The 23,412-nt window shown below is 37.0% G+C and carries 33 protein-coding genes; 3 read left to right on the top strand and 30 right to left on the bottom strand.

Features of this window, described 5'->3' with window-relative positions; genetic code table 11:
- Positions 1 to 116 precede the first annotated feature (116 nt).
- The 3 genes from DW015_RS11605 to DW015_RS11615 are packed head-to-tail and all read right to left on the bottom strand — an operon-like array spanning position 117 to position 1,521.
- A complete protein-coding gene (locus tag DW015_RS11605; protein ID WP_117905735.1) occupies positions 117 to 623 on the bottom strand; it encodes a hypothetical protein in 507 nt (168 codons plus the stop codon).
- A 13-nt stretch (positions 624 to 636) separates the two neighbouring features.
- Complete coding sequence (locus tag DW015_RS11610; protein WP_117905736.1) at positions 637 to 1,329, bottom strand: hypothetical protein; 693 nt, start codon at positions 1,327 to 1,329, stop codon at positions 637 to 639.
- A gap of 9 nt (positions 1,330 to 1,338) precedes the next feature.
- On the bottom strand, positions 1,339 to 1,521 hold the full coding sequence (locus DW015_RS11615; RefSeq protein ID WP_117905737.1) for a hypothetical protein: 183 nt from the start codon (positions 1,519 to 1,521) through the stop codon (positions 1,339 to 1,341).
- 62 nt (positions 1,522 to 1,583) lie between these two features.
- Here DW015_RS11615 and DW015_RS11620 point away from each other — a divergent pair, with 62 nt between their 5' ends.
- Positions 1,584 to 1,931, top strand: a complete 348-nt coding sequence (locus DW015_RS11620) for a hypothetical protein (protein ID WP_117905738.1) — start codon at positions 1,584 to 1,586, stop codon at positions 1,929 to 1,931.
- Between the two features lie 67 nt (positions 1,932 to 1,998).
- On the opposite strand, the gene DW015_RS13485 is transcribed toward DW015_RS11620, so the two are convergent.
- The 24 genes from DW015_RS13485 to DW015_RS11740 all read right to left on the bottom strand — a co-directional run bounded on the left by DW015_RS13485 (position 1,999) and on the right by DW015_RS11740 (position 18,766).
- Complete coding sequence (locus DW015_RS13485) at positions 1,999 to 2,142, bottom strand: hypothetical protein (RefSeq protein WP_181979919.1); 144 nt, start codon at positions 2,140 to 2,142, stop codon at positions 1,999 to 2,001.
- A gap of 14 nt (positions 2,143 to 2,156) precedes the next feature.
- Positions 2,157 to 2,576: a hypothetical protein gene (locus DW015_RS11625; RefSeq protein ID WP_117905739.1), complete on the bottom strand. Its 420-nt coding sequence runs from the start codon at positions 2,574 to 2,576 to the stop codon at positions 2,157 to 2,159.
- Positions 2,577 to 2,681: 105 nt separating this feature from the next.
- Positions 2,682 to 2,921, bottom strand: a complete 240-nt coding sequence (locus tag DW015_RS11630) for a hypothetical protein (RefSeq protein WP_181979920.1) — start codon at positions 2,919 to 2,921, stop codon at positions 2,682 to 2,684.
- A 26-nt stretch (positions 2,922 to 2,947) separates the two neighbouring features.
- Positions 2,948 to 3,853, bottom strand: a complete 906-nt coding sequence (locus tag DW015_RS11635; protein WP_117905740.1) for a DUF5104 domain-containing protein — start codon at positions 3,851 to 3,853, stop codon at positions 2,948 to 2,950.
- A gap of 292 nt (positions 3,854 to 4,145) precedes the next feature.
- Positions 4,146 to 4,700 carry a hypothetical protein gene (locus DW015_RS11640; RefSeq protein ID WP_117905741.1) on the bottom strand — a complete coding sequence of 185 codons (555 nt, stop codon included), beginning with the start codon at positions 4,698 to 4,700 and terminating at the stop codon, positions 4,146 to 4,148.
- Positions 4,701 to 4,703: 3 nt separating this feature from the next.
- On the bottom strand, positions 4,704 to 4,952 hold the full coding sequence (locus DW015_RS11645; RefSeq protein WP_117905742.1) for a hypothetical protein: 249 nt from the start codon (positions 4,950 to 4,952) through the stop codon (positions 4,704 to 4,706).
- An 84-nt stretch (positions 4,953 to 5,036) separates the two neighbouring features.
- The gene (locus DW015_RS11650; protein WP_147338156.1) at positions 5,037 to 5,375 is read right to left on the bottom strand and encodes a hypothetical protein; all 339 of its coding nucleotides are present in this window, start codon (positions 5,373 to 5,375) and stop codon (positions 5,037 to 5,039) included.
- Between the two features lie 152 nt (positions 5,376 to 5,527).
- The gene (locus DW015_RS11655; protein ID WP_117859480.1) at positions 5,528 to 6,082 is read right to left on the bottom strand and encodes a hypothetical protein; all 555 of its coding nucleotides are present in this window, start codon (positions 6,080 to 6,082) and stop codon (positions 5,528 to 5,530) included.
- Between the two features lie 36 nt (positions 6,083 to 6,118).
- Positions 6,119 to 6,370: a hypothetical protein gene (locus tag DW015_RS11660; RefSeq protein ID WP_117905744.1), complete on the bottom strand. Its 252-nt coding sequence runs from the start codon at positions 6,368 to 6,370 to the stop codon at positions 6,119 to 6,121.
- Positions 6,367 to 6,723: a hypothetical protein gene (locus DW015_RS11665; protein WP_117905745.1), complete on the bottom strand. Its 357-nt coding sequence runs from the start codon at positions 6,721 to 6,723 to the stop codon at positions 6,367 to 6,369. The genes DW015_RS11660 and DW015_RS11665 overlap by 4 nt, the downstream gene beginning before the upstream one ends.
- Positions 6,724 to 7,017: 294 nt before the next feature.
- Positions 7,018 to 7,650: a hypothetical protein gene (locus DW015_RS11670; protein ID WP_117905746.1), complete on the bottom strand. Its 633-nt coding sequence runs from the start codon at positions 7,648 to 7,650 to the stop codon at positions 7,018 to 7,020.
- Between the two features lie 472 nt (positions 7,651 to 8,122).
- Complete coding sequence (locus tag DW015_RS11675; protein ID WP_117905747.1) at positions 8,123 to 9,013, bottom strand: leucine-rich repeat domain-containing protein; 891 nt, start codon at positions 9,011 to 9,013, stop codon at positions 8,123 to 8,125.
- Between the two features lie 22 nt (positions 9,014 to 9,035).
- The gene (locus tag DW015_RS11680) at positions 9,036 to 9,644 is read right to left on the bottom strand and encodes a hypothetical protein (protein WP_117905748.1); all 609 of its coding nucleotides are present in this window, start codon (positions 9,642 to 9,644) and stop codon (positions 9,036 to 9,038) included.
- 95 nt (positions 9,645 to 9,739) lie between these two features.
- Positions 9,740 to 10,237, bottom strand: coding sequence for a hypothetical protein (locus DW015_RS11685; protein ID WP_117905749.1), 498 nt, complete (start codon positions 10,235 to 10,237; stop codon positions 9,740 to 9,742).
- Positions 10,238 to 10,406: 169 nt separating this feature from the next.
- The gene (locus tag DW015_RS11690; protein ID WP_117905750.1) at positions 10,407 to 10,937 is read right to left on the bottom strand and encodes a hypothetical protein; all 531 of its coding nucleotides are present in this window, start codon (positions 10,935 to 10,937) and stop codon (positions 10,407 to 10,409) included.
- A gap of 264 nt (positions 10,938 to 11,201) precedes the next feature.
- The gene (locus DW015_RS11695; RefSeq protein WP_147338157.1) at positions 11,202 to 11,633 is read right to left on the bottom strand and encodes a hypothetical protein; all 432 of its coding nucleotides are present in this window, start codon (positions 11,631 to 11,633) and stop codon (positions 11,202 to 11,204) included.
- A gap of 375 nt (positions 11,634 to 12,008) precedes the next feature.
- Positions 12,009 to 12,281 carry a hypothetical protein gene (locus tag DW015_RS11705; RefSeq protein WP_207659381.1) on the bottom strand — a complete coding sequence of 91 codons (273 nt, stop codon included), beginning with the start codon at positions 12,279 to 12,281 and terminating at the stop codon, positions 12,009 to 12,011.
- 9 nt (positions 12,282 to 12,290) lie between these two features.
- Complete coding sequence (locus DW015_RS11710) at positions 12,291 to 13,283, bottom strand: polymorphic toxin-type HINT domain-containing protein (RefSeq protein WP_117905752.1); 993 nt, start codon at positions 13,281 to 13,283, stop codon at positions 12,291 to 12,293.
- Between the two features lie 88 nt (positions 13,284 to 13,371).
- Positions 13,372 to 14,418: a Fic family protein gene (locus DW015_RS11715; protein WP_117905753.1), complete on the bottom strand. Its 1,047-nt coding sequence runs from the start codon at positions 14,416 to 14,418 to the stop codon at positions 13,372 to 13,374.
- A 389-nt stretch (positions 14,419 to 14,807) separates the two neighbouring features.
- Positions 14,808 to 15,446, bottom strand: a complete 639-nt coding sequence (locus DW015_RS11720) for an ATP-binding cassette domain-containing protein (protein WP_117905754.1) — start codon at positions 15,444 to 15,446, stop codon at positions 14,808 to 14,810.
- A 2-nt stretch (positions 15,447 to 15,448) separates the two neighbouring features.
- A complete protein-coding gene (locus tag DW015_RS11725) occupies positions 15,449 to 16,315 on the bottom strand; it encodes a hypothetical protein (RefSeq protein ID WP_038671205.1) in 867 nt (288 codons plus the stop codon).
- Complete coding sequence (locus DW015_RS11730) at positions 16,308 to 17,147, bottom strand: hypothetical protein (RefSeq protein ID WP_117905755.1); 840 nt, start codon at positions 17,145 to 17,147, stop codon at positions 16,308 to 16,310. The genes DW015_RS11725 and DW015_RS11730 overlap by 8 nt, the downstream gene beginning before the upstream one ends.
- A 9-nt stretch (positions 17,148 to 17,156) precedes the next feature.
- Complete coding sequence (locus DW015_RS11735) at positions 17,157 to 18,272, bottom strand: hypothetical protein (protein ID WP_147338158.1); 1,116 nt, start codon at positions 18,270 to 18,272, stop codon at positions 17,157 to 17,159.
- 50 nt (positions 18,273 to 18,322) lie between these two features.
- A complete protein-coding gene (locus DW015_RS11740) occupies positions 18,323 to 18,766 on the bottom strand; it encodes a hypothetical protein (RefSeq protein ID WP_147338159.1) in 444 nt (147 codons plus the stop codon).
- 573 nt (positions 18,767 to 19,339) lie between these two features.
- Between DW015_RS11740 and DW015_RS13800 the strand changes: the two genes are divergently transcribed.
- Positions 19,340 to 19,654 (top strand): AraC family transcriptional regulator, encoded by a 315-nt coding sequence (locus DW015_RS13800; RefSeq protein WP_242993282.1) that lies wholly within the window; start codon positions 19,340 to 19,342, stop codon positions 19,652 to 19,654.
- Between the two features lie 109 nt (positions 19,655 to 19,763).
- Here DW015_RS13800 and DW015_RS11750 read toward each other — a convergent pair whose 3' ends face one another.
- A complete protein-coding gene (locus tag DW015_RS11750; RefSeq protein ID WP_117905758.1) occupies positions 19,764 to 20,948 on the bottom strand; it encodes an MFS transporter in 1,185 nt (394 codons plus the stop codon).
- Between the two features lie 111 nt (positions 20,949 to 21,059).
- On the opposite strand from DW015_RS11750, the gene DW015_RS11755 reads away from it, so the two are divergent.
- Complete coding sequence (locus DW015_RS11755) at positions 21,060 to 22,013, top strand: AraC family transcriptional regulator (protein WP_117905759.1); 954 nt, start codon at positions 21,060 to 21,062, stop codon at positions 22,011 to 22,013.
- Between the two features lie 635 nt (positions 22,014 to 22,648).
- Here DW015_RS11755 and DW015_RS11765 read toward each other — a convergent pair.
- Both DW015_RS11765 and DW015_RS11770 read right to left on the bottom strand, forming a co-directional pair.
- On the bottom strand, positions 22,649 to 23,026 hold the full coding sequence (locus tag DW015_RS11765) for a hypothetical protein (protein WP_117905761.1): 378 nt from the start codon (positions 23,024 to 23,026) through the stop codon (positions 22,649 to 22,651).
- A 16-nt stretch (positions 23,027 to 23,042) separates the two neighbouring features.
- A complete protein-coding gene (locus tag DW015_RS11770; protein ID WP_117905762.1) occupies positions 23,043 to 23,312 on the bottom strand; it encodes a hypothetical protein in 270 nt (89 codons plus the stop codon).
- Between the last annotated feature and the right edge of the window lie 100 nt (positions 23,313 to 23,412).

Below are 23,412 nucleotides of genomic sequence, written 5' to 3' on the forward strand. Positions count from 1 at the left end.
TATATTTCTATTATACCACATTGTCTAACAAAAGGGGAGCATTTCAGGTAGAAAGCAGTCTTTTTTCATTGTGCGTTTTTTACAGCGGCTTCATTAAGTTCAGCTTCTGTGAAGATTTAGTTGCTGTTGTCATTAGGAGTGATATACACCGTGATAGTTCCCAGCTTGCAATTTTCACTGATAGTACCACCAGTAATACCGAAGTTCATCGTGTCAGATGGGGCGGCTGAGCCTTCATCCAAATTCTTTATAGAGTCAAGCGCAAGTTTGTCAGTTGAGGTGCCGTCTTTAGTGAAACTGCCCTCAATATCACCCTCGGAAGCAAAATTAAACTTCGCCATAATGCACACATTAGAGTGATTTGTAACTGTAATAGCCTTTGTATCGCTGGTCCATTTGCCGTCTGCCTGATCGACCTGATGTGTTTCAGGATTCCAAGTCTTTTCGTCCTCGGTGTAATCGAAGGTCATATCTTCCCAAGTAATGTCGGCGGATATAGTTACAGGAGATTTCGCACCTGCCACATATTTGCCCTGCACGTCGGCAGTGGTGTCCGCAAAGGCAGGGACCGCCATAGAGGCTGTCATTGCCAGCGACAATATGGATATAATAACTTTTTTCATTTTTCTGCCCTCCTTATTCCGCTGTAACGGTGTAAATGCCGTTCTCATCAGGTCCGCTGACGGTGCATCCCTCTGCTAGTTGAATACCGCCATATCTGCCTGTTTCATATTGATCCGGCTTAAAGTTATATGTACCCACACCGCGGATGATCTTTGCCTCTTCTCTATAAACACTATCAAAGGAGAATTTGCCTATCCGAATATTACCCGACAATTTTAAGGTCGGCGTACCGGTAGTAACCATGGGAACTTTAAGCGTCCCTAACGTAAAGTCGCCGGAAATGGTGACATCTTTCTTAACTTTCATTGTTCCGGTAATATTATTGACTCCCTCGAATTTCCAAATGTCGCCATAGCTAGTAAAGCAATCTTTCATGATGACACAATCTCTCAAGGTCACATCTAAGTAATTATTATTGTCGCCCAACCCATTCAGAGTACAATTGTCAACGATCAGATGTTGTTCAGCTCTTCCATTCATCTGCACATAACAACCGATAGTACCGTTGCGCAGCGTCAGCGTTTCGTTGCCATCATTTGAGAGTGAAATAGATTCGACGCTCAGCGTCTTTCTGTTCAGATCAAACTCCAGATCTTTTCCTGACGAAACCGTCAGCATCTCGTATGCTCCGTTAAGATCGCTGATTAGCTTTGCCTTGCCACCATTTTCAAATACACCGCGCAGATCCTCCAAATTTTTCACCATAGTGATGTCTTAGGAATCTGACGTGTCTGAGGTGATCTTTACTGTAATAGTTCCGATCTTCTGATCTTTTGTGATCGCACCTCCAGAAATGCCAAAAGCAGTTGTGTCTGTTGGTGCGTTTTCAATTGTTGTATTCTCTGCAGAAGCAAGATCAAACTCGGTCTTGTCAAAGCTGCCATTCAGCGCATCCACAACGGCTGCGTAAGGAGCTTGGGCTAGACGTTCCGTCGCCTAAGGAGGAATTCGACCCGCCGTTGGGTTTTTACGAGAAGTGCAGTATTATGGACGAAATGCCTCTGGCTTACTGCGTTATCGAGCTTGTATTCGATGAGGATGGTCACGGTGTTGACTTTATTTTCCGCTACTGCAACAAGGAGATGGCGGTAGTTGAGGGTGTACCCGTGGAAGAAATGCTGAATCGGTCTTTTTATGAAGTATTTCGCAACGAAGACCGAAAATGGCTGGTATCTTACGCAGATGTAGCACTCAACGGCACAAAGCACACGCTGAAGGATTTTAGCCCTGAGATCGGAAAAGGCCTCACCATATATTGCTATCAGCCCGAACCCGGTTTCTGCGCCTGCGTCCTGCTGCCAGAATAAATGAACAACCTAAAATGACATTTCGTTAAAAAGCATAATGTAAAAAAAGGCTCTGATAAGACCAATTTTAGGTCATCTCAGAGCCTTTAATCGTTAAATGAGGCAAAGGTTCGATAGATACTTTTTTAGCAAGTTCTTCAAGATAATCAAGCGTAAGTTCACTTTCTGATTTTGAATTGAGCTCATCTAATGCTTCCAATAACGTCAACATTACAATACACCTCCTTACTCATAGCCATATATTACCTTGGTCTGTCCACTTTCTTCGCCAGGCCATCCGGATATGTTGTAAGCTTTGAACGCGTCAGTTAACAAAATTTGAAGGTGTTCTTTATCGTTTAGCAATCCTTTCGGGAAATCAATACGTGTTATTTTCCAACAAACTTGTTGTTCATGAATACTCTTTATTGCTTGAACAGGTATCGGATTTGATTTATACATAAAGATAAATTCCTCTATATCATTATTCGTATCATGATGGTTATAGCAATGTGCTAACCATGTTTCAGAATTTTTGTCAATAGTTAAGTACAGGGGCATGATACCTTCTGTTGTGTCCCTAAAGCTCCCGTATGGGTTCTTAATCTTTTTCTTAGCCAGTTCTTCTCTTTGCGTTGGAGTCAGCTTTTCATTAACAAATACCATAGTCTAAACCTCACAATAATAAAAGTATTTAAGGGTATTTTAAAGAGAACCCTTATGAAAGCTCTTGCTTATCACACAGAAATGTGAGATAATAGATCTGTACAGTCAGAGGGTGCTGTTCACCTCCTTGAAAACCTTGACTCTGTCAATTTTCGTTCCGTTTACATAAACATATTTGGGCTTGAATTTCAAAACACAGAAAAACTGAAGACCGCCTTTATCAGCAGTTTTCAGCCCCTTGTATACTATGCTTTCCGTACCTATTGCAATAAATCCGTCTTGATTTATGCCATACGATGTATATACCGTGTACTTGAATTTTGTTCCGATTATTTCGCTGCTCATTTGTTATTTAATTTCTTGCCATTAATCTATTCATTCTCTAAAATATATTCATATTTATTATCTTCGCTCCAACGGCTGTCTATATCCTTAACAGACAGCGCATTGATCGAGCCGTCATCTCTGCCAACAGCCACGATCGCATATTTATTGCTGTCTGAAATTTTATACATATATACATCGGCTAAAACATGTTCCTTGTCATTGTCAAGAGATTCGGCATACGGAGCGCCGAATTTTTCCTTAAAGCTCAGAAAATCTCTGCTGTTCCATGCGGTTATATCATCATATTTTACAATACTTTGAGGATTGATTATCCTGTAAATATCTATAACTTCGTACTTATTGCCCGTCTGAGCCACTATATAACTGCTGCTGTCGCCATAACAGGAAACAACGCAGCAGTTATGGTCTGCAATTTCAATAGTATTGGCAGTATTACACTCGATATCACCGGACTCATAATCCAAAGTATTTATGGATATGTTATAAACGCCGACCAAATCTTCCCCATCATCATGCTTTTCATCAATGGGACAAACTGCTATATATACCCCATATTTTTGCTTATCCGTGATAATATAAAATGATCTGGAAAGAAAAGCACTGGTATAATTTTTTCCTGAAGAACTGGCGCTCACAGTATCCTTTTCATACTCTGTCGTGCGAATTATATCGCCTTCAAATCCATCAATCAGCGTTTGTATATCAGCGTCAATACCATCTGAATTTTTCAGACCGTTACACAGTAAGGATTTTACGCCGTCTTTATCCCCATCGTCTATGTATGTCAATAATTGATCTACCGTATCTGCGTAGAACTGATCGTTGTATTTATACTCAACACCGTTTATGATAGGCGTTTCTTTAATGGCACAACTACTCAGAGATATCACCAATGCTAAGCTCGAAATAAGGCTGATGACTTTTTTCATTTATTGTTTCTCCTTCCAGTCTAATGTTGCTATGTAAGTCTCATCTGAGAATGACCACCCTGCAGTTCTGTCAGTCGCATCTCTGAAAGCCTCATACATGATCTCGCCATTCTCCATCCTCAATATCCGGTTTTTAAGTATTCATACTTATCGTAAAAAAACGTACTTACTCTTATCAGCTCTATCAAAGCGTAAAATATATTCCGCTATTTTACTGCTTATTTTTTCAATTCCACACTTTTGATTGGAAATATAATTGATCATATATTTTATCGTGTCTAAAGCTATAAACCTATAGTTTTTCCAATCTTCCGTTAAAATTGCCGTCAGGTTCTGTTAAAGCCCAAACACTTCTACATTTTGTACACTTATAATAAATTTTTTTATGTCCATAACCATCATACTTATTAATGGAGTGTTTTTTACAAAGTTTCTTTGCTTTTTTTAATTCAGCAATATATTTTTTTAGATAACAAAAATCGGAAATATCGTTAAACTCATCAACTTCAGCTAGTACTTCACAAACACATGATATTTTTATTGATTTTATAATATTATTTTCTATAACAATTAATGGAGAACCTTTCCAATCAAACCATATTGCATCATCTGCTATAAAATACAACCGTTTCTCACCCAAAAAGGTTTTGTTTGCTATAGTCATCAATTCTATTTTTTCATTAACTGTTGCTTTTTTATTTGGATACCACTCTATTTTATTAGCAAGCACCAAAAAATAATCTATTCCTATTTCTCCATGAAATGTTGCTATTTTATCATTATATTTTACATGAATTTTATCGCTACTTGCTTTGCCTACTGTTACAAATTCCATATGCATTTTCAATTATCACTTCTCCTTTAACCAATTGATGATGCTTCCATTTAATGAAAATAGACCTGATAAACCTGATGTAAATTCAAAAGTTCTTGGAATGTTAATTAATAATTGATTGCTAGTTCCAAAATTAGCTAGCTTTGAAACACTTGTTACCATTGCTATAGCTAATACTGCTCCTATTACAATTGTTACTGTGATGAGAATCTCTTTCCAATGCTCCTTGCACCACTCACAAGCGTTATCTACTTTTTCTTCCAACCAGTTTTTCTCAATATCCGGCTATAAGTACTCATATTTCTCTTAAAAGTCATTTTTGCTTTTATTGATAGCATCAGCCGCATTTTAGTCAATAGTCACAACATCGGAAATGTATTCACTAATATTTTCTTTCAATGACTCAAGTGATTTAATTTTGTCCTCTTGGGTCTGCGTTGATGATTTTATAGAGCTTATAACATCATCAACGTCGCATATGCTTTCATCTATGGAAAGCACTTTTGATTTCAGTGATTTCAAATCAGCATTATCATTAATAAATAAAGGGTGATAATATTTTACGGCATATTCAGGATCATTTTTTATTATTGATTTAATTTTATTTTTAATTGTTTTGCAGTAATCATTTCCTAATTTATAGTATATAGCATTATCAAGGTGCAAAACCATTTTCAATAGTGCCATATGTTTTCTAAGTTCAATTATCTGTTTGCTTTTTATGTGTTTAGTGGTTCGCATCTTCTCATAGTTTAAACCTCAATACAATATTTCAAATAATAAATATTCCATCTCATCTCACCTTAATTGTTTTTTTTCAAAAATTCATCTGATACGCTCTAATTATATGGAAATGATAAATGAGAAACTTGTTTTACTCTACATCCTAATGCCGTTAGAGTGCGGAGTAATATCAACACGTTTTCTTTGTAATCCTTGCTACATTCAAACCAATAATCTGCCCCTTGGTCCACAGAAGCAAAATAGGCTATTAATATTCCTTCTTTAATATATTTTTGAGGCTGACTAATGATAGATGTTGCTAAAAAATCCGTCCAATTAACCTTATTATCAAAATAATATATCATTGACTCGCACGCACAATCAAAATGATTTATATTTATTTTCGCATCGCTTAATCTCAAAAAAATATTAAATGGGTCATTAATGATTTCTGATTTTTCTAAGATTACCTTTGTATCAACTATTTGAGAAAGATATTCTTCCGGCAATCTGTAACCATGAAAAAATATCTTTTTTCCTTTAGAAAAATCATATAAAAACTCGTTTAATACCTTGGCAGCAGAAATATTTTCATTAATATCCGAAGTCCAAAAAACAATTGAATCTTTATCTATTCTATATTTTACAAATACTTCATTATTGTATCTCATAAAACACTCCTTTACCCGGTAAAAATCCAGCAAATATTATTTATATTCGCTTCCATCATCATTTACAAACTCAATATTGAATGAACTATTCTTATTTTGCTTTCGCACCGCTTTGATAAGTTCAGTCAATTCATTCTTCTCGATATATCCTTGATGTTTTATCCATGATATACTATTTACTGTTGCATAAAAACCATCTACGCACATTTCCCCACCAAATCTTGCGATATTCTCTTTGTACTCAATATCGACATACCATTTCGTACCTGTAATTTTAATTTCTTTCATTTTTTATTCCAATCATTTAATAATATTCCCGTTTGAGAAGTTCCTATAAACAAACTCCTTATTAGTGAACCAACCTGAGTAGTATGCGTAATCACATTAACCGCAGTAGGCGTATATATTGTGATATTTCCTACATTAGGATTTATTCTTAAAATAGTGCGTTCAAAGACATTCCATACACTGGTTGGTCGAACAGTATTTCCGAGTAACGCTTCCACATTCCCTGAAGAATGCATTGCGTAGGAGGAAGAAGCACTATTCCATGCGCTTATTGTAGAAGGATTGGAAACATCCCAATTTGGAAGTTCAATACCCTTCGATGAAAGAGTTGTTTCCAAAGTAGATCTTCCCATTTTATCCGCACAATTTGCCGCTATTTGATCTCCGTTACATATACCCTCATCTCCAATTCCAGACCAGAAAGTTGACGAATCAGATTTAAGTGTGAAATTATATTCACTTGCACCGCTTATGGCTGAACGAAATTGAGGATTAGTTGTCCATTGCTTTCCATAATTTCTTAAATCAGCATTTGAAATTCCTTTAACACTACTATAAATAGAACCAATGGAATAAAAACAATTTGATATTGTACTTGTCCAATTTAATATATTTTGAAATGTATTAAAAACTGAATTATCAATATTTCACCATGTATCAATTATATTTAATGTACTTGATTCAAGAGTTGAAAGTATCGATATTGCAGCAACTGTATAGCTTGTCACAGTTGCGATAGTTAAGGCTGTACCTGCTGATATTCCAAAAGTAGTCAAAGTTGTAGTTAACAGAGGAACTAAAGCTAAACCACCAGAAGCAACACCAGCAACTATAGCTAATACTGCTCCTATTACAATTGTTACTGTGATGAGAATCTCTTTCCAATGCTCCTTGCACCACTCACAAGCACTATTCCATTTCTCTTCCAACCAGCTTTTTTCAATATCCGGTTTTAAGTATTCATACTTATCGTAAAAATCATTCTTACTTTGATTAATGGCATCAGCGGCATCACCGTCAATACGCACCACATCGGCAACAAACTCATTTACATCTTTTTTGAGATTATCAAGAGCATCAATCTTGTCTTCTTGGGTTTGCGTAGACGACTTTATAGAACTGATCACATCGTCAACATTGCAAACGCTGTTGTCAATTGTAAGTAATTTTAATTTCAGCGTTTGAAGTTCCGATTTATAGCTTTTTACTGCATTGCTTGCGTCTATAATCAGCAAAGGCATCATATTGATTTTATTAGCGCTTAACGTTATAGTTGACATATGTTCACTTCCTTAATGTGTCTATTTGAACTATGTTCGATTATTCGATTATTTATTTAATTCCTTACATTTGCATAAAAAGTTAAAGCATAATTAAATATTTTATCGTGATTAATTATTTCTAAGATTGATATTGATTGTCATAAAGTTTTAAGTGCAGATCAATCAGGAATTTCATCCCCATAAGACATACTGAATACTCGCAGCCAGTATGCGTCATCTTCTGAGTATTCTTTAACAGCATCTTCAATCAACTGATTTTGTAATTCTTTAACTATTAAATCAGGTGATCCGCTTGGTAAATGCCTTTCTCCCACATGATCGCTTATCCAATCGATTGTTGCAACAGTAATTCAATATTTATTTCCGTTTTCCAGTTTGACAAAAATATCAATATTATCATTTTTTATGTTACAATTCTTCAACGTAGTTGGATATTCAATTGATATTACTTTTATAACATTATCTTCTATTAAACTTTTTGATCTTTCATCCAAGCTTCATCATAATTTGGATGTTCATTTAAGCATTTCAAATCAATTCCATGAGTCTCATGCCCTAAATATGAGAACTCTTCTAATTTTGGTAAGTTTAACACAAAGCTTATGTCTGTAATATTACAATAAGAAACATCTAAAGCTTTTAGATTATAAAGTTTATTTATAATTTCTTTATCAATTGAGTGTATATTCGTAGAATTTATATTGAGGGATACAATATTCTCCCAATTAACACTTTCATCATCCAGCTTGGTAAAATCAGCTCCTGAAATTGAAAGTGATTTCAATTCCGTTAATTCGGATAAATCCGGTAAGGTTTCAATTTGAACATCGTATAATTCCAACGATTTTAAATTCTTGAAGCTTCCCTCTGTTCCGAGCAAGTCAATATCGTCAATTTTAAAACGAGCACCCCCATAAGGATTAGATCTAATGCATAAAATTGATAGACTTCTGATATCTGCCAGCTTTCTTATTGAACCAATAGGTGAATCTACAATATTAACAGAAGTTAATTTTTTTAGTTTAGTTAACTCTTCAAAAAAGTTCTGTGCATCTGAAGCGTCGCTGATTCCGACAATAGTAATTGTTTCAAGATTCGTTAATTTGCTGAGCAAATCATAATCGTGTCCCAAAAGTGCAACATCAGAACCCGGATCACAAACCAACTCACGTATCTCATCATAATTCTGACTTGTTTGATTAATACAGTCGTTAATGGTTTTTCGTTTCCACTGTAAATCAGCTTCTGTTTCATTATCACTGTTTAAGAACCATATTCCGAAACCTATTACAATAGCAAAAAATATTATAAGAATACAAGTAATAATTATCATCGTAGAAAATATAGTTTTATGTTTCATTATAAACAAATCCCTCATTACGTTAATCTTGCAAAAATGTTATAAAGGCATCAATATGCTGTTTATATTTATCGGCTCTCTTCTTTTTTTCTCCTACAAATTCACCATCAATATAAGCACCAAAAGTAGATTTAACATCGTAATTTATATTATTGCGAATTTGATCAATACCACCATTATTTGATATGAACTCCGATTTAGGATCGATTCTGCCATCCATTACAGCCTTATTATATTCCTGTTGAACTTTCAGAAAATTACTGTTACTGTTCCCAAATTTATACTGTATATTATTCGGATCAATATCAGATAAAAAATCCTGATCGTCATACCTTGTCGAAATAATATCTCCACTATAGGATATCATTCTATCTGTACTTCCATTAGCAAAATCCACAATGTCTAAATTATCGTTAAATTCAACATACTGTAATGCCTCATGAACAAAATCTTTCATAACCTCCGAACCCAATTCATTTGCTCTCCTTTTAAACTCTTCAACAGTTGGAGGATTTTCCCCATTAAAAAGATTTCCCTCTTCTCGTGAGAATCCAAAATGTAATTCAATATTCTCATAATTAGAACCATGTTGCACATTTAGAGCAATTGCAAAATCAATAGCATCAGCCACATTTTAGTCAATAGTCACAACATCGGAAATGTATTTTCAAAAGATTCAACTTTTCTTAATGAATTTGTGGTAAAAATTAAATTTATATAATTGTTTCAAATTAACGTTTTAATTTTTTCAAACGTTTCTATACCCTTAAAATTATCAAAATGAAAATATAATCTATTTTCATTTGTTACCCATGTACAGATCATATAACATAGACCTTTTATAATAGCTGATTTTTGCGGATTGTTTGAGTACGGTTCACAATTATAAAGAAATTGTTGAAACGTAATATTTTCAAAAGGAAAATATATAACTATAGTTTCACATAAGCTTTTAAACAATAAATTGACAGATATATTAAAAAAGTCATTATTTGCTACAATAACAATATCGGTATTTTCGTTTTTAGTTATCAATGATGCATATGTTTGCTTAGAATTAGTAATAATTTTTGTTAATTCATCATTCTTGCAAATATCGCAAATTTCAAGAAAGAAAAAAGAAGGTGCTAGCTTAATTATTTTTTTTAATAACTTTGTAGAAACATCACCATCTATAAATGCTTGTTTAACTTTTTTCTTTTGATCATTCTTTCTGAGTAACACCTATTACTCCTCCTAATATTGAAGTCAATCTAACATGTACATCACGTTTAGCGGGATCAAATACCCATTTCATGGGTTTCATGAAATTAGGCATACTATTGTATAAATTATATGTAATATGCGTATGAAAAAGTTGTTTTCCAGCCTCAAAATCCAATCTGAAAGTTTTTCAAATTTTAAATAATGTTCCACCAGAATTAGGGTTATTAAGTCCGTTTGGAAACCATATTTTTATTTTACCCAAAGTTTTACCTGAGAAATTATTTTGCTTGAATAATTGCAGTTGTTCACCGCCAAATATCAATTTACCGCTTCTAGAAAATTTTAATATTGCAGATATTGTCTGTGCACCACCAGCAAAAATTCCACCCCACATAAATCCACTAGCGAAACCATCTACAAATGATCTTAACACTTTTCCCAAAATCATTTTAAAACTATCTCCACTGAAAATCGAAACTATCAGTGAACTCATCACACTAATCCCACCAGATATAAACCCTGCCATTGCAGCTGCCTTAAATCCTATACCAAGTGCTGCTAAAAATGAGCCACCTGTCAATACGGTTAAAACAGCACCAATAACAATACATATAGCACCTATAACCAACTCTTTCCAATGATTCTTACACCACTCGCCGACTTTTTTGCAGCCGTCCTTGAATTTCTCCCAACGGCTTTTTTCACATTCGGGCTTCATGTAGTAGTACTCGTCGTAAAAATCGTCTTTGCTCTCAATAATAGTCAGAGTTTATACAGTTGTATTTTACTACAACTCCTAATAATATCTAAAATCTGTGAAACTTTTTTTGTTGCTTGGCAATTTTACACCTCCGTTATTCTATATTTTTTACATTGATTTTCTGTAGTTATGATTTTTTCGCCGTTTATAACTAAAAGTTTAGAAAATAAAATTGTTATGAATTCATAATAATTTTCGCCGACCAATAATATAAAAATAAGCTCAGAATATCTCATCGGTCCATTTTACTTCATCAAGTAATTGCCCTGTGTCAATCCAATTATGTATAATTTTTAAACCTATCTCATACGGAATAAGATATTTATTCGACATTAAAGAGTAGTCGCCAAAATAAAATAACGTTTCACCACTTGAATTTTCATCGCCTATTGCAGTAAGTTGAATTTCAAAATCATCGGATTTATAGCAAACTATCGTTTTCTGAGTAATACCAATACTCATTCTTCCTATAGAATCAATAACTATATCTACCCCAAATGGTGATGTGAATATATCTTTTGTTTCTTCTTTAATATTATTAAGCTGTTGTTCCAAGTCAGTTATTTCTTTTTTTATATCATTATATCCATCTATACAATACTCTATATACGCTTTATACATTTTTACTCCTTTCAAAACTCTATAAGTTTCCATCTAGCTGTTCCAGATTTGAATTGCCAAATAGTCTCAACGCCAAATTCATTAGGAAAATGAACATTAAGAGTTGAATTCTCCGGAAGTATTTTATTTAAGTTGAATCTGCACATAGCACCAGTTGAACAAGGCGGTTTGTTAATATATAAATTGGCTGATGTAATACCTTCTTTACGCATAATAGCAGCTGCATGCCCTTCAACATATTGTCAGATAATGATCAAGGTCATAACCTATTCTATCGTTCACAGTGTGTGTTTCATTAAAGATTTCAATGAAATAAAAATAAGATGCTGACAACCCATTCCTTATAAATTGAATCCATAATTATTAGTAAATTTCACCTTTATTATTGTTTGGCACTAATAAAAGAGGTCATTCTATTTCAAACCATTTCCATGGCTGCGTTTCATCATCACGAAAAGCGCCGCATCCTAGAGGAAGATCACATAATTCACCAATAGAAGAATCAATCTGCTCCATTTCCGAAATCGATATTATAGCAGCACTTTCTTCACTAGCGTCCTCTCCGTCCAGAAATTCCCACATTCCATCTTCTTTATCATGGAAAACTAAAACTACTTTCTTTTTTTTGTTAATAATATCTACAGTTGTTATTACCATTGTATTTTCATCAATATCAAACATAATTTTTCCTCACTTATTTGATTTAAAAATATTTTCTTCTCTTGATAAAACCTGTGCATTAGAATAACTATTACTTCCTCCACTGCTTCTTGGCTTTATGTGGTCAATTTGAACTTCCAATGGATCTGGCGTTACGTTTAGCTTACTTTGAGTTGCGGGAACAAGTTCTTTTCCTGACATATCAGATTTTATTTTTCCGCCATTTCGTCTCATATTTTCTTGTATTATCTGTCTTTTTTGAGCCTTTGTAAACTTTTTCCCTTCACCTACATATTTTGAATCTTTTAGATTAGAATAATCACCAGCATTATGTACCAATATAGCTAATCCGCTAACGTGATATGTATGGAAATCCTCTACTTGAAAATTATACACCTTAACAGAATCGTCTGTCAACTCGACATCAAAATTTTCAACTAAAAGAACATTTCCGTTTACATCAAGAAGTTCATCACCAACTATTAGTTCTCCTGCTTTGATAAAGCCTTGATTTTTTACATAGAACGGGTGGTCAACAGTTGTAACGATTTCTTCACCGTTCACAGTGAGATGAACAAGCGTTGTTACCTCTCTTATGTAGGTTTCAAGAACAGTTTTCGGAGAAGTTTTCATTGTTTCAGGGTCTGTTGAAATGACTTTATCTCCTGACTTTATCTTTTCTATAGCAACCATTCCGACAACCGCCATGACAAGCGTTCCCGCCACAAAACATGACGGTTTAACTCCTGCACTGTTAGCTGCCTTGTTAAATCCGCTGTTCATTCCGCCGGTGAAAACAGCTACACTTGCTATAGTCGTCTGAGCTATATTGTATATAGAACTCTCATGCAAAGCCGCATTAAAGTCACTAAACCAGTTGTCACCAAACAATATCTTTGAACCTAATGCGAGAGTATCAAAGCCTCCCATTACAAATGTGATAGCTCCACTTGCTTTGGCGACCGTTCCAACCGTTTTAGCAAAGCTACACGATTTACCCAACCATTTTCCATTGGCAACCAAACTAACCGCCTTGGCATTACCTAAAAACTCGCCTGCCGCTCCAAGTCCGTCAAAACCTAGTCATGCGATGTGTAGAACATCTTCTAATCTAATTTAATCTGAAATAGCAGGTGCTCTTTCCCTTGCCCTCTTTTTTTAGTTCTCCTGCGGCAACAAGTTTTCTTAGTGCACCTTCGATAGAACTGTCACTGAGAGTAGGACAGAGTTCCCTTATATCCTGCTTGTTAAATCGTCCTATTTTGCTTTTGCTTGCCATTCTTACCATCTCAAGTGCAGGCAGTTTTTCTTGAACAAGCGAGGTACGCTCTTCAAAATCTTTATACGATGCAAGTATCGTGCCTAAAATGTACTTTATAAATGGCAAAGCATCCTCTTTGCCCTCGTGCCAGCCCATCTGCGACTGACTCAGAGCACTGTAATACAGATCTTTGTCCTTAGAGATCTTTGCCTCGAGCGATATATATTTGCCAATGTAAAAGCCATTCTGATACAGCAGAAGAGTGGTAAGCAGACGGCTCATTCTTCCGTTGCCGTCATTAAAAGGGTGTATACAGAGAAAATCGTGGATAAATATAGGGATAATTATAAGCGGCTCAACCTCCAAATTACCGATAACACGATTGTACTCTTCACAAATCCTGTCAAGTGCCTCAGATGTTTCACATGGTGCGAGCGGAGTAAACAGTATTTCTGTATGTCCATCGGGGTAAGCCGCACTGATATAATTCTGCACGCTTTTTGTTCTGCCAGCAAGCGGATTATTCATATGACTATAAAGCATTTTGTGAAGCTGCAGAATATAGTTCTGAGTTATCGGAATAGCGTCAAAGCTTTCGTGTATAACGTTCAACACGTCTCTATACCCTGCGATCTCCTGCTCGTCACGATTTCGAGGAGTAGTCTTTTCTTCGACCAACTGTTTGATCCTCGTGCTTGTTGTTACGATACCCTCTATCGCATTTGAAGCTTCGGTACTTTGAATTTTTGCTATCTCAACAAGCTTCTCCATCTCTTGCGGACGCTGTTTCAGATACTGCTCCTGTTTTCCAGCCTCTTTGTATATGGCCGCTATAAGTCCGAGAATATCAGAATCCCACTTTTGTTCTTTAAAAGCAGAGTAATTAAAACTTCTCATTTCCTTACCTCCATTATTTTCCCTTAAATTATATCATAAAATAAGGGAAACGTCAATAGAATAAGCAAATTTGTCCTTAATATTATGTGTGAAATAATGGAATATATCAAACAGTATCCCTCTACTGTATAAAAGAGCCGGTTTCTCTACTCTTATGGTATCTATAGCATTGGGGAACATATTCGTAATTTTACATCATAAATTGTTCCCCACGTTTCTTGTTTTGGTTATGAAAAAAGCGCCTATCAGTGATAGATGCTAATGGAATTTGATAAATTTATATGGCTATTTCAACTTCCGTGTTGATAAATGTAAACTTTTTTAGAAAGTATGATATAATATAGTATTGCATTAAATAAAAATACAAATCCATACTTATTCAGTCTATGTCACCTTACCCCCTCAATGACTCCCTTATCCATTTCATGCACAGTATCGCACAGCACGGAGATGTCCTCCGCAGAGTGTGAGCATATAAGAATAGTCTTGCCCTGCTCCTTGTATGAAAGCAGGTACTCACGCATTTCCTTTACTCCGTCCTTGTCAAGTCCGTTGAAAGGCTCGTCGAGAATGAGTATCTTTGGGTTTTCCATGATAGCCTGTGCAAGTCCCAAACGCTGCCGCATACCAAGACTATATTTGCGGACGTGACGCTTTAGGTCAGGGTCAAGTCCCACCTGCTTCATACTGCTTTTTATCTCTTCTTTGCCGATCTTGTTGTTCAGCCCCGCAAGAAGTTTGAGATTTTTGTAGCCTGAATAGTATGGTATAAAGCCAGGTGTTTCGATGATTATTCCCATATCTTTCGGGAAGTCAGCGTCCTTGCCAACCTGCTTGCCGTCAACGATAATCTCACCGCTCGTGGGCTTGATAAAACCACATATGCACTTCATAAGCATTGTCTTTCCGCTGCCGTTTCTGCCGACAAGTCCGTGTATCTTGCCCTCCTCAAAGGACACGTTTATGTGCTTTAGTATCTCCGTTTTGCCAAGGGTAAGGCATACGTTGCTAACTCCTATGATATCCATTATCATTCCTCCCCAGCCGTCAGAAAATTAGTTTTCCGTAGCAAAACTAATGACAGCAAGATCAAAGATACTATGATTGAAAAGAAATATATGTAGGAATAAGATATTTCATATATCTGCTGCCTGAAGAACTTTGTAAAATGCGTTTTCACTATGGCATTACAACACGGAAAAGCCCAGCGTATCGGCGTTTCAAGGTATATTGCCGCACCGCCTGCCAGAAGTAAAAAGACATTTATGCCTACACCCAGAAGCTTTTGCCTAAGCTCTGCAAAAACGAGCATAATAAGACCGCACACCAACAACAGCAGAAATATCAGCACCGCAGAATTGCCTGCCGACCGCAGCGGTACATATTGGTAGTAAAGATTTTCAGGAATAAGATTTGCAGCAACGCTATCGGCGTTCTCGGGAAAGAGCCTGCTGTAATCTGTGACTGTTGCCGACCATTGTTCGCTCCATTGCAAATAACCTGCCGCCGCAAGAAACGTGCTGAGTATAACTCCAAGCATAAATGTAAGTGAAGACATAACAAGAAAAAGCATTTGCCCAAGCAGCCAATTAACACGCCATGTGCGCTGCACGCAAAACAGCATATTTCCATCGTTTTTAGGAAAATCTCCTATAAGCGTAATAAAAACTATGGGCATTATCATCAGCAGTACGTCTGAATTGGTTATTGCAATAAACGGCTCAAACAGACCAAGTTTAACGCCTGTTTGTTTTGATATCTCAACTAACGGCTTTACGGCAAATTGATCTATGAATATCAATGCACATAGAAATATCAACATTCTTGAACTGCATATCCATTTGATATATTCACTTTGTGCCGTCCCCCATACCGCCCTTATTCTTGTTTTACTCACAACAGTCATACCTCCTTTGCAAGAAGCTGACGCCAATTATCGCCGCAAGTATCATCAATACGGCTGCGGCTAAGATCACATACACAGTCATGCCGTTTTCTATGGCTCGGAATATCCCGTTGAATGAAAATAAGCTGACGATCTTTCCGACATTGGCGGAAAACCCTTTTGAAAGTCTGTTTATAAGAGTGTTGTAAAAATAAAAGAACATAAACGGTATGCAAGTCATCATATATTTGTTTCTGCTGAAAACAGAGATGATATATGCAGGCAATGCACTTAACACTCCTATTATAAAAGCACCTGCCATTCGGCTCAAATAAAAGCAGCCTATACTCATTGAATGAAGCACTGCCGCAGCTGAATGACTGTTCGTATCCATAACAGACGGAAACATAATTACTGTAAATATCACAAAAAGCCCGTATCCCAGACAAAGTACCGCCGCTGAAGTAAGCACCGCCGACACAAGTCTTGATGCAGCAAAAGCAATTATTCCGCTGCGTTGCATTTCAAACCGCTTTAACGAGCTGTTCTCTGCTGAAACACTTTTAACAAACGGCAGAACGCATACAACAGGCGAAAACATTATCAGCCAGCTGCTCATAGCTGCACGAATGATATTTTCACGAACGACAGAATTTTCTTCAACAGCCTCTGTGGGGTCACGCAAAAGCAGTATGGTCAATACTGAATAGCCTTTTCCGCCGTCTGCATCGGTGTAAACATTTGTTATACAGCACAAGCCAAATATCATAATGGCACATATTACAGGCACAGGGCTGATGAGCATTTTATAAAGCTGTGTTTTCAGACACTTATTGAAATTCATGTTCTATCCTCAGTTTTCCGAAACATCTGCATTGTTGAACAGTACCAAAGCTTCTCCATTCAGAGCATTGACAAATACCATTCGTTCATTGTCTGTGGTGGTGTCGAGCCATATAAACCAGCCAAGCTCTGTTTTATATTTTGTATCACCTTGAAAATAGAACTGTCCGTCGCTATCCTTGTTCCATGGTTCACCGTTTGCTTTAACAACATTCTGCATATATCCGAGGTCTATTTTATTGACTGTATATTTATGATTTGCCGCAAGTGTATTTTCACATATATCTAAAGCACTTTCTAAGGTAACGCATTTATCGACACTTTCCGCAGAGCCGTCAAGCTCGCAAAAGCCATGATCTCCCAAGAACTCTCCTACGGTGTTTGGAGCGGTCATATACAGCTTTGCTCCAAAATACGGATATTCATCAAAATCCCCGTCGCTATAAAAGAAATCGTTCAGGGCGATTCCATCGACGGTTCTTTGAATATGAAAAAGCAGAGCATTTTCCTGATCGTATTTCAATACATCAACGTAAGCTATTTTCATATTTCCAAATCCGCTGTCGGTCAAAGCCTGCAAAAAGCCGTCTACATACTCAACGCCCTGACTGAGTTTATACGTCTGTCCGCCAAGAACATACTCTTCGTCTTCATAGGGTCTGTCTACAAAAACTGTTTTTATCGTTTCACAGTCATAGGCAGATTCTTTAGAAAGAAATCCGATGCCTCCATTTGATGCAACATTTAAATAGTACGTTGTGTCATCATAAACGTTGCCGGCAGGAAAAGAACTGTCAAAGCCCTGATAATACTCTTTCTTATAGTCCTTGTCGGAAATAAACAGCTGCCTTATTTTACCGAAACACTGCTCACGATCGTTCACCTGCTTTAGGTCAGCGAGTTCAGCCTTTTCCGGCAGATCATTTGCCAAGGCTTGAAGTGTTTCAGTCGGTACAGAAATATTTTCATACTCTGTATCAGTTGACAAAATATCTTTTTTTACATCAGAAAAGCTCTCAAGCTTTACGCTGATATCTTTTGTATCACTGGTTTTACCGCCTGCTGCACAGGCTGTAAACGTACATATCATCACAAGAAGTACAAATATCTTAAATATTTCTTTCATCGTTGCTCCTTTTATAAAAATGGCTGCCGACAAGCAGCAGCCATAGCACATTATTTAGGCGTTCTTGTGTATCCTGAAGCTTTTATATCATCCTCATCATAATTATTGAGTGTGATTTTATTCTTCACTTCTGCTGTTGGTTTATATGACGATGTCATCGTTAGAAAATACTCATAATTGTCTCTTTTATCTATCGTTACTTTATTGCTGCCATTTGGTGAACTAAACGTAACATTAGAATAGAGCACCTCATCTTGCCCAGTCCAACTTGTTATAATAACATTCTTTGTTGTACCGTTGTTGATCTTAACTTTATTGCCAGCTTTAAGAGTCTTGGTTATAGATTTAGTGCTTTGTGTGTATTTTGCACTTATTGTCCACGTCGCTCTTGAATATGTATCTCCGGAATTATATGCACTAGCCCCAATAGCCATAGAACTCATCATCATAACAGCAGCACCCATAGCTGCGATTCTCTTAACGATCTTTTTCATATTAAACGTCATTTCTTATTGTAACATCCAAATATTTGAATGTCAATGTTTTGTTGCAGAGTAATTTAACTTTATCATATCACACAATTATTACAACGGATAATTGTGCATAATAAATATTCACATCTTCATTGGACTCACCACATTTTTTTTGCAATAGACTTTTTTTATCTATGCATACATTATTTTAACACATATAACACCAAAAGTCACTATATTCTGCATATTTCTCTCATATGCACAAGATTTTTGTATAGCTGAACAAATATTGCGTTCTAAATTATTTCATTTTACATAAGTTAATTGTTAAATACTTGTTAACATCAACACGGAAGTTGAGATAGCCAGATTATAACGCTTATTGACATACAAGTCAATGAATGATATTATTAAGATATAACGATTTTAGCACAGGCGGTGAATTAATTTTGAAATTCTACGATTATCCGATAATCAGCAAAGAAAGCAGTCTTCCCGTCTTTTTGGTGAGCGTAGGGCTATCTGTACAGCTTTTTCATTGAATTGAGCCGTCTTGCGGCGAAAGGAAAAGGCAGTGTACAAATCGCCCCTGCGGTGACAAAGGCGATCGCATATATTGACGAAAACTATATGAAACAGCCCGGTCTAGAATCCATAAGTAAAGCCGCAGGCGTTTCTTCGCAGCATTTGTGCAGATTATTCAGGCAGACCTTGAACTGCCGACCGATGGAATATATCACAAAACGCAAGATACAGGCGGCTAAAATGCTTCTGGCGGAAACGCAGAAAACTGTCGATCAGATAGCTGAAGAAACAGGTTTCTGTGACAGCAGTTATTTTTGCAAGATTTTCAAAAGGTTCGAGAGTATTACTCCGTCGCAGTTCAGAAGTATAGAACAGGCTCTATGAAATTCGTAAATTGACCGCTGACACCGTATAAAAAAACAAAAAGGCATCATGTCCGGATACATGATGCCTTTTTTCCTATTGTAGCTTTGCATAAACCTGCCGGATACGATCAGTTATTCCTGCGTCTGGCTCTGTTCAGCAGCAGGAGCGATATCATAAGTATCAAGGGAAATGCGCAGCCTGCGAGCATACCTTTCTGCATATCATCGCCTGCACTCTGGGTGATATTTCCTACAATAGCAGGACCGAGTGCTCCGCCAAGGTCACCAGCCATGGCGAGGAGTGCAAACATTGCAGTTCCGCCGGTGGGTATTTTTCCCGAACAGATGCTTATTGAACCGGGCCACATGATACCTACCGAGAATCCGCACATTATGCAGCCGAGAAGTCCGATTACAGGTATTCCCGACAGGGATGCAGTGATGTAACAGATCAGACACAGCAGCGCCGAGCCTATCATGAATTTCATAAGATCGAGCTTTTCGCCGTACTTCCCGTAAAGTGTACGGCTTATGCCCATCGTCACCGCAAACATACACGGTCCTGCAATATCTCCGACTGATTTAGTCAGTCCGAGAGCGGATTCTGCAAATGCCGACGCCCACTGCGCCATTGAAAGCTCCGAGGCTCCTGCACAAACCATAAGCAGTATCGCAAGCCAGAACAGCGGTACTCTGAGCAGGTCACGGATACGCATTCCCTCGCCGTCCTCGACGGGGTGTGCAATGGGACATACCGAAAAATTGTAAACATTCACCAGTGGAATTATCGCCCAGATACAAGAGAGCCACTTCCAGTTTTCTATGCCGAAAGCAGTAAAAAACAGTGTTGAAATGAGTATGACTCCGACCGAACCCCAGCAGTAGAATGAATGCAGCAGGCTCATTGCAGCTTCTTTGTGCTCAAACGGGCAGGCTTCAACTATCGGACTTACAAGTACCTCGGTCAGACCGCTTCCCATTGCATATATGACCGTGCTTATAATTATCCCTGAAAACGGATCGGGAAGCAGTTCTGGCAGAAAAGCAAGCCCGATAAGTCCCAGCGCAGAAAACACCTGCGAACCTATAACGCATTTCCGATAGCCGATCTTGTCGGCGAAACGTGCGCACAGCACATCTATGATAAGCTGAGTAACAAAAAATACCGACGAGATAAGGGCAATTTTCCCAAACGGAATACCAAAGCCATTGTGAAATGTAAGAAATAGAAGCGGAGCGAAATTAGCCGCTATTGCCTGTGTGATGAATCCAAGATAGCAGGATATAAGTGTTTTTCTGTAATTTACAGCCATATTGACAAGCTCCTTTACAAATGATATAATCAGATTATATAGTAAATGTCGTAACATTTCAATACACAAAATCACATTTTTATTACACAATATCGTAAATCGGGTGAGAACATGGGAAATGAAATCAAAAAGGACAGAATCACAACGGACGAAACCTTACGTGAAACTGCAAGTCACGGCAGCGAAGAATATCCGTTCAGCTACTATTATGAGGACATCTGGGATTTCGATTTTCACTGTATCGACTGGCACTGGCACCCAGAGGTCGAATTTGTTTATGTACAGCATGGCAAGGCTGATTTTCTGGTGGGTGGAAACAGGTATGTTCTAAGCTCGGGCGATGGGATCTTTATAAATTCTCAGGTGATACACAGGTTTGAAGCAGAAGACAGCACCATCATTCCGAACATCGTTTTTTCACCTGTTCTGCTTGCGCCGCAGGGCAGTCTGATATACAGCAGATACATCAGACCGATAATTGAATCAACTACCGAATGTGTGATTTTTTCCGCCGAAGAAACAGTGCACCACAGCATTATCGAAACAATGAGGTCGGTATTTGCTGTGCAGGGTTCTGGCACGGCTTCTGAAATGAAAACGGTAGAACTGCTGCTGAAACTATGGCGCCTGTTATATGAAAGCATACAAATAACAGACTGCGACCCCGTGTCCGGGCATTCCGCACAGACGCAGGCGAAGCTTCAGATAATGATGCAGTATATTCATGATAATTACAGCGGTCAGATAACACTTGATGATATTGCAGGAACAGTTCTTATAAGCAAAAGCAGTGTCCTCAATATTTTCAGGATATACCTGCACACATCGCCGATAAATTACGTTGTAGAATACAGACTGAAACGTGCTTCAAAGCTCCTTGTTGATACCGAAAACAGCGTTTGTGCCATAGCGCATGAAACAGGATTTGAGAACATCGGCTATTTCTGCCGCAGATTCAAAAAGCTGTACGGCGTTACACCGATAAATTACAGAAAATACTATCGCAGTGCAGAGCGTAATTCAATGAGAAATACACATTCTGACACAAATGTCCTGTCGGGCTGATGAAATAGCTAAACTTGATAAAAAGATATCAGATTTAAGAGAGTATGACAAAATCTGCAAGCAGAGGAAAGAACGCCTTAATAATACAACTCAGATTATTGATGAGATCTTGTCCGAAGGATCAATATCCGATGTTAATTTGCGAATGCTTGTCAAACGAATTCTTATTCATCAAAATGAAGATAAAAGCCTCGACATCAAATTTGAGATGAACGGAGAGTTCAATGACACGGTCAGCGTATTTATAGATCCGATGGACGAATTAGAAAGTGCATAGAGATGCAAGGAAGATCCGCAGGCAGTTCTGCGGATCTTCCTTGCTTATATGAACATATTAAACAGCAGACGAGCTGTACCTAGCAATGAACTTTGGGATAAGATCTGTTAAAAATCAATTTTCATTCATCAGGTCTTGCTATCGAATTTATTATATAAAAAGAAAAAAGCCCGATATAATCGAGCTTTTCATGTCTTGCTGAGACCAAATGGATGCATACTTCAAAAGTATTATTTTAAGCTCTTTGCCATATCAGTTTCATATATATATTGGTCTCTTTTCAAGTTCATTTTATCACATAGAGAAATTATGAAAAATAAATATGTAAAAGGCTGTACTCAGTTGTACAGCCAACATCTTAAAAGTCATCATATAAAGCTGACACAAAATTCAATAATATATCAACCGTTTGTTCCAACAGATAATCATATAATTCTTCAGTGGTTGAAATAAGAAAAAACTCGATTACACCGTCAGCCCGTGGAATTCCAAAGAAAAGTTCTCCGTTCTCATCACGCTTGTAAAGAAAATCACGAATAATGCTGTAACGGTCGAGCATAACGACCTCCAACATTTTTATTAAATCCTGCTGATAATCACAGCCTGCAAGCAATTCTGATTTTGAATTTTCATCAAAAAAGATGCCCGATATCGGACATCTGCACATCGCCTTGCTTTCTTCAATTACCTCGCTGATAGTGTCTATCATTGTAACAAAAGTATTTTTAGAAATCATAAATTATTCCTCCCGATCAATATTCATTGAACTCATTTATCATTCTACGGTATTCTTTTTCTTCGCTGTCAATATAGTCTTTTGCGAACTGTTCAGCCTCAGATAAGCTGTTTTCAAAAATCTCAAAATCTACCGCCGCCGAAAAAACATCAATTTCAAGCTTTTCGGCCTCATCTGCAAAAACTTCTATAGTAAAGCCGTTACAGCAAATATCATTTCCGTCCTTATCCTCCCGATGCAAATCAGTATCGGGAGATATTTTCACATAAAATCCTTTGTATCTCATTACGCTGAACCTCCTAAAATTTCATCTGCATATCGTCGTCAAGATCGTAATCTTCATCAAAATCCTCATCGAATTCATCATTCACGTAATACTCAAGCTG

Origin of the sequence: Ruminococcus sp. AF37-20 (genome assembly GCF_003460465.1) — a bacterium.
Classification (GTDB): Bacteria; Bacillota; Clostridia; order Oscillospirales; family Ruminococcaceae; genus Hominimerdicola; species Hominimerdicola aceti.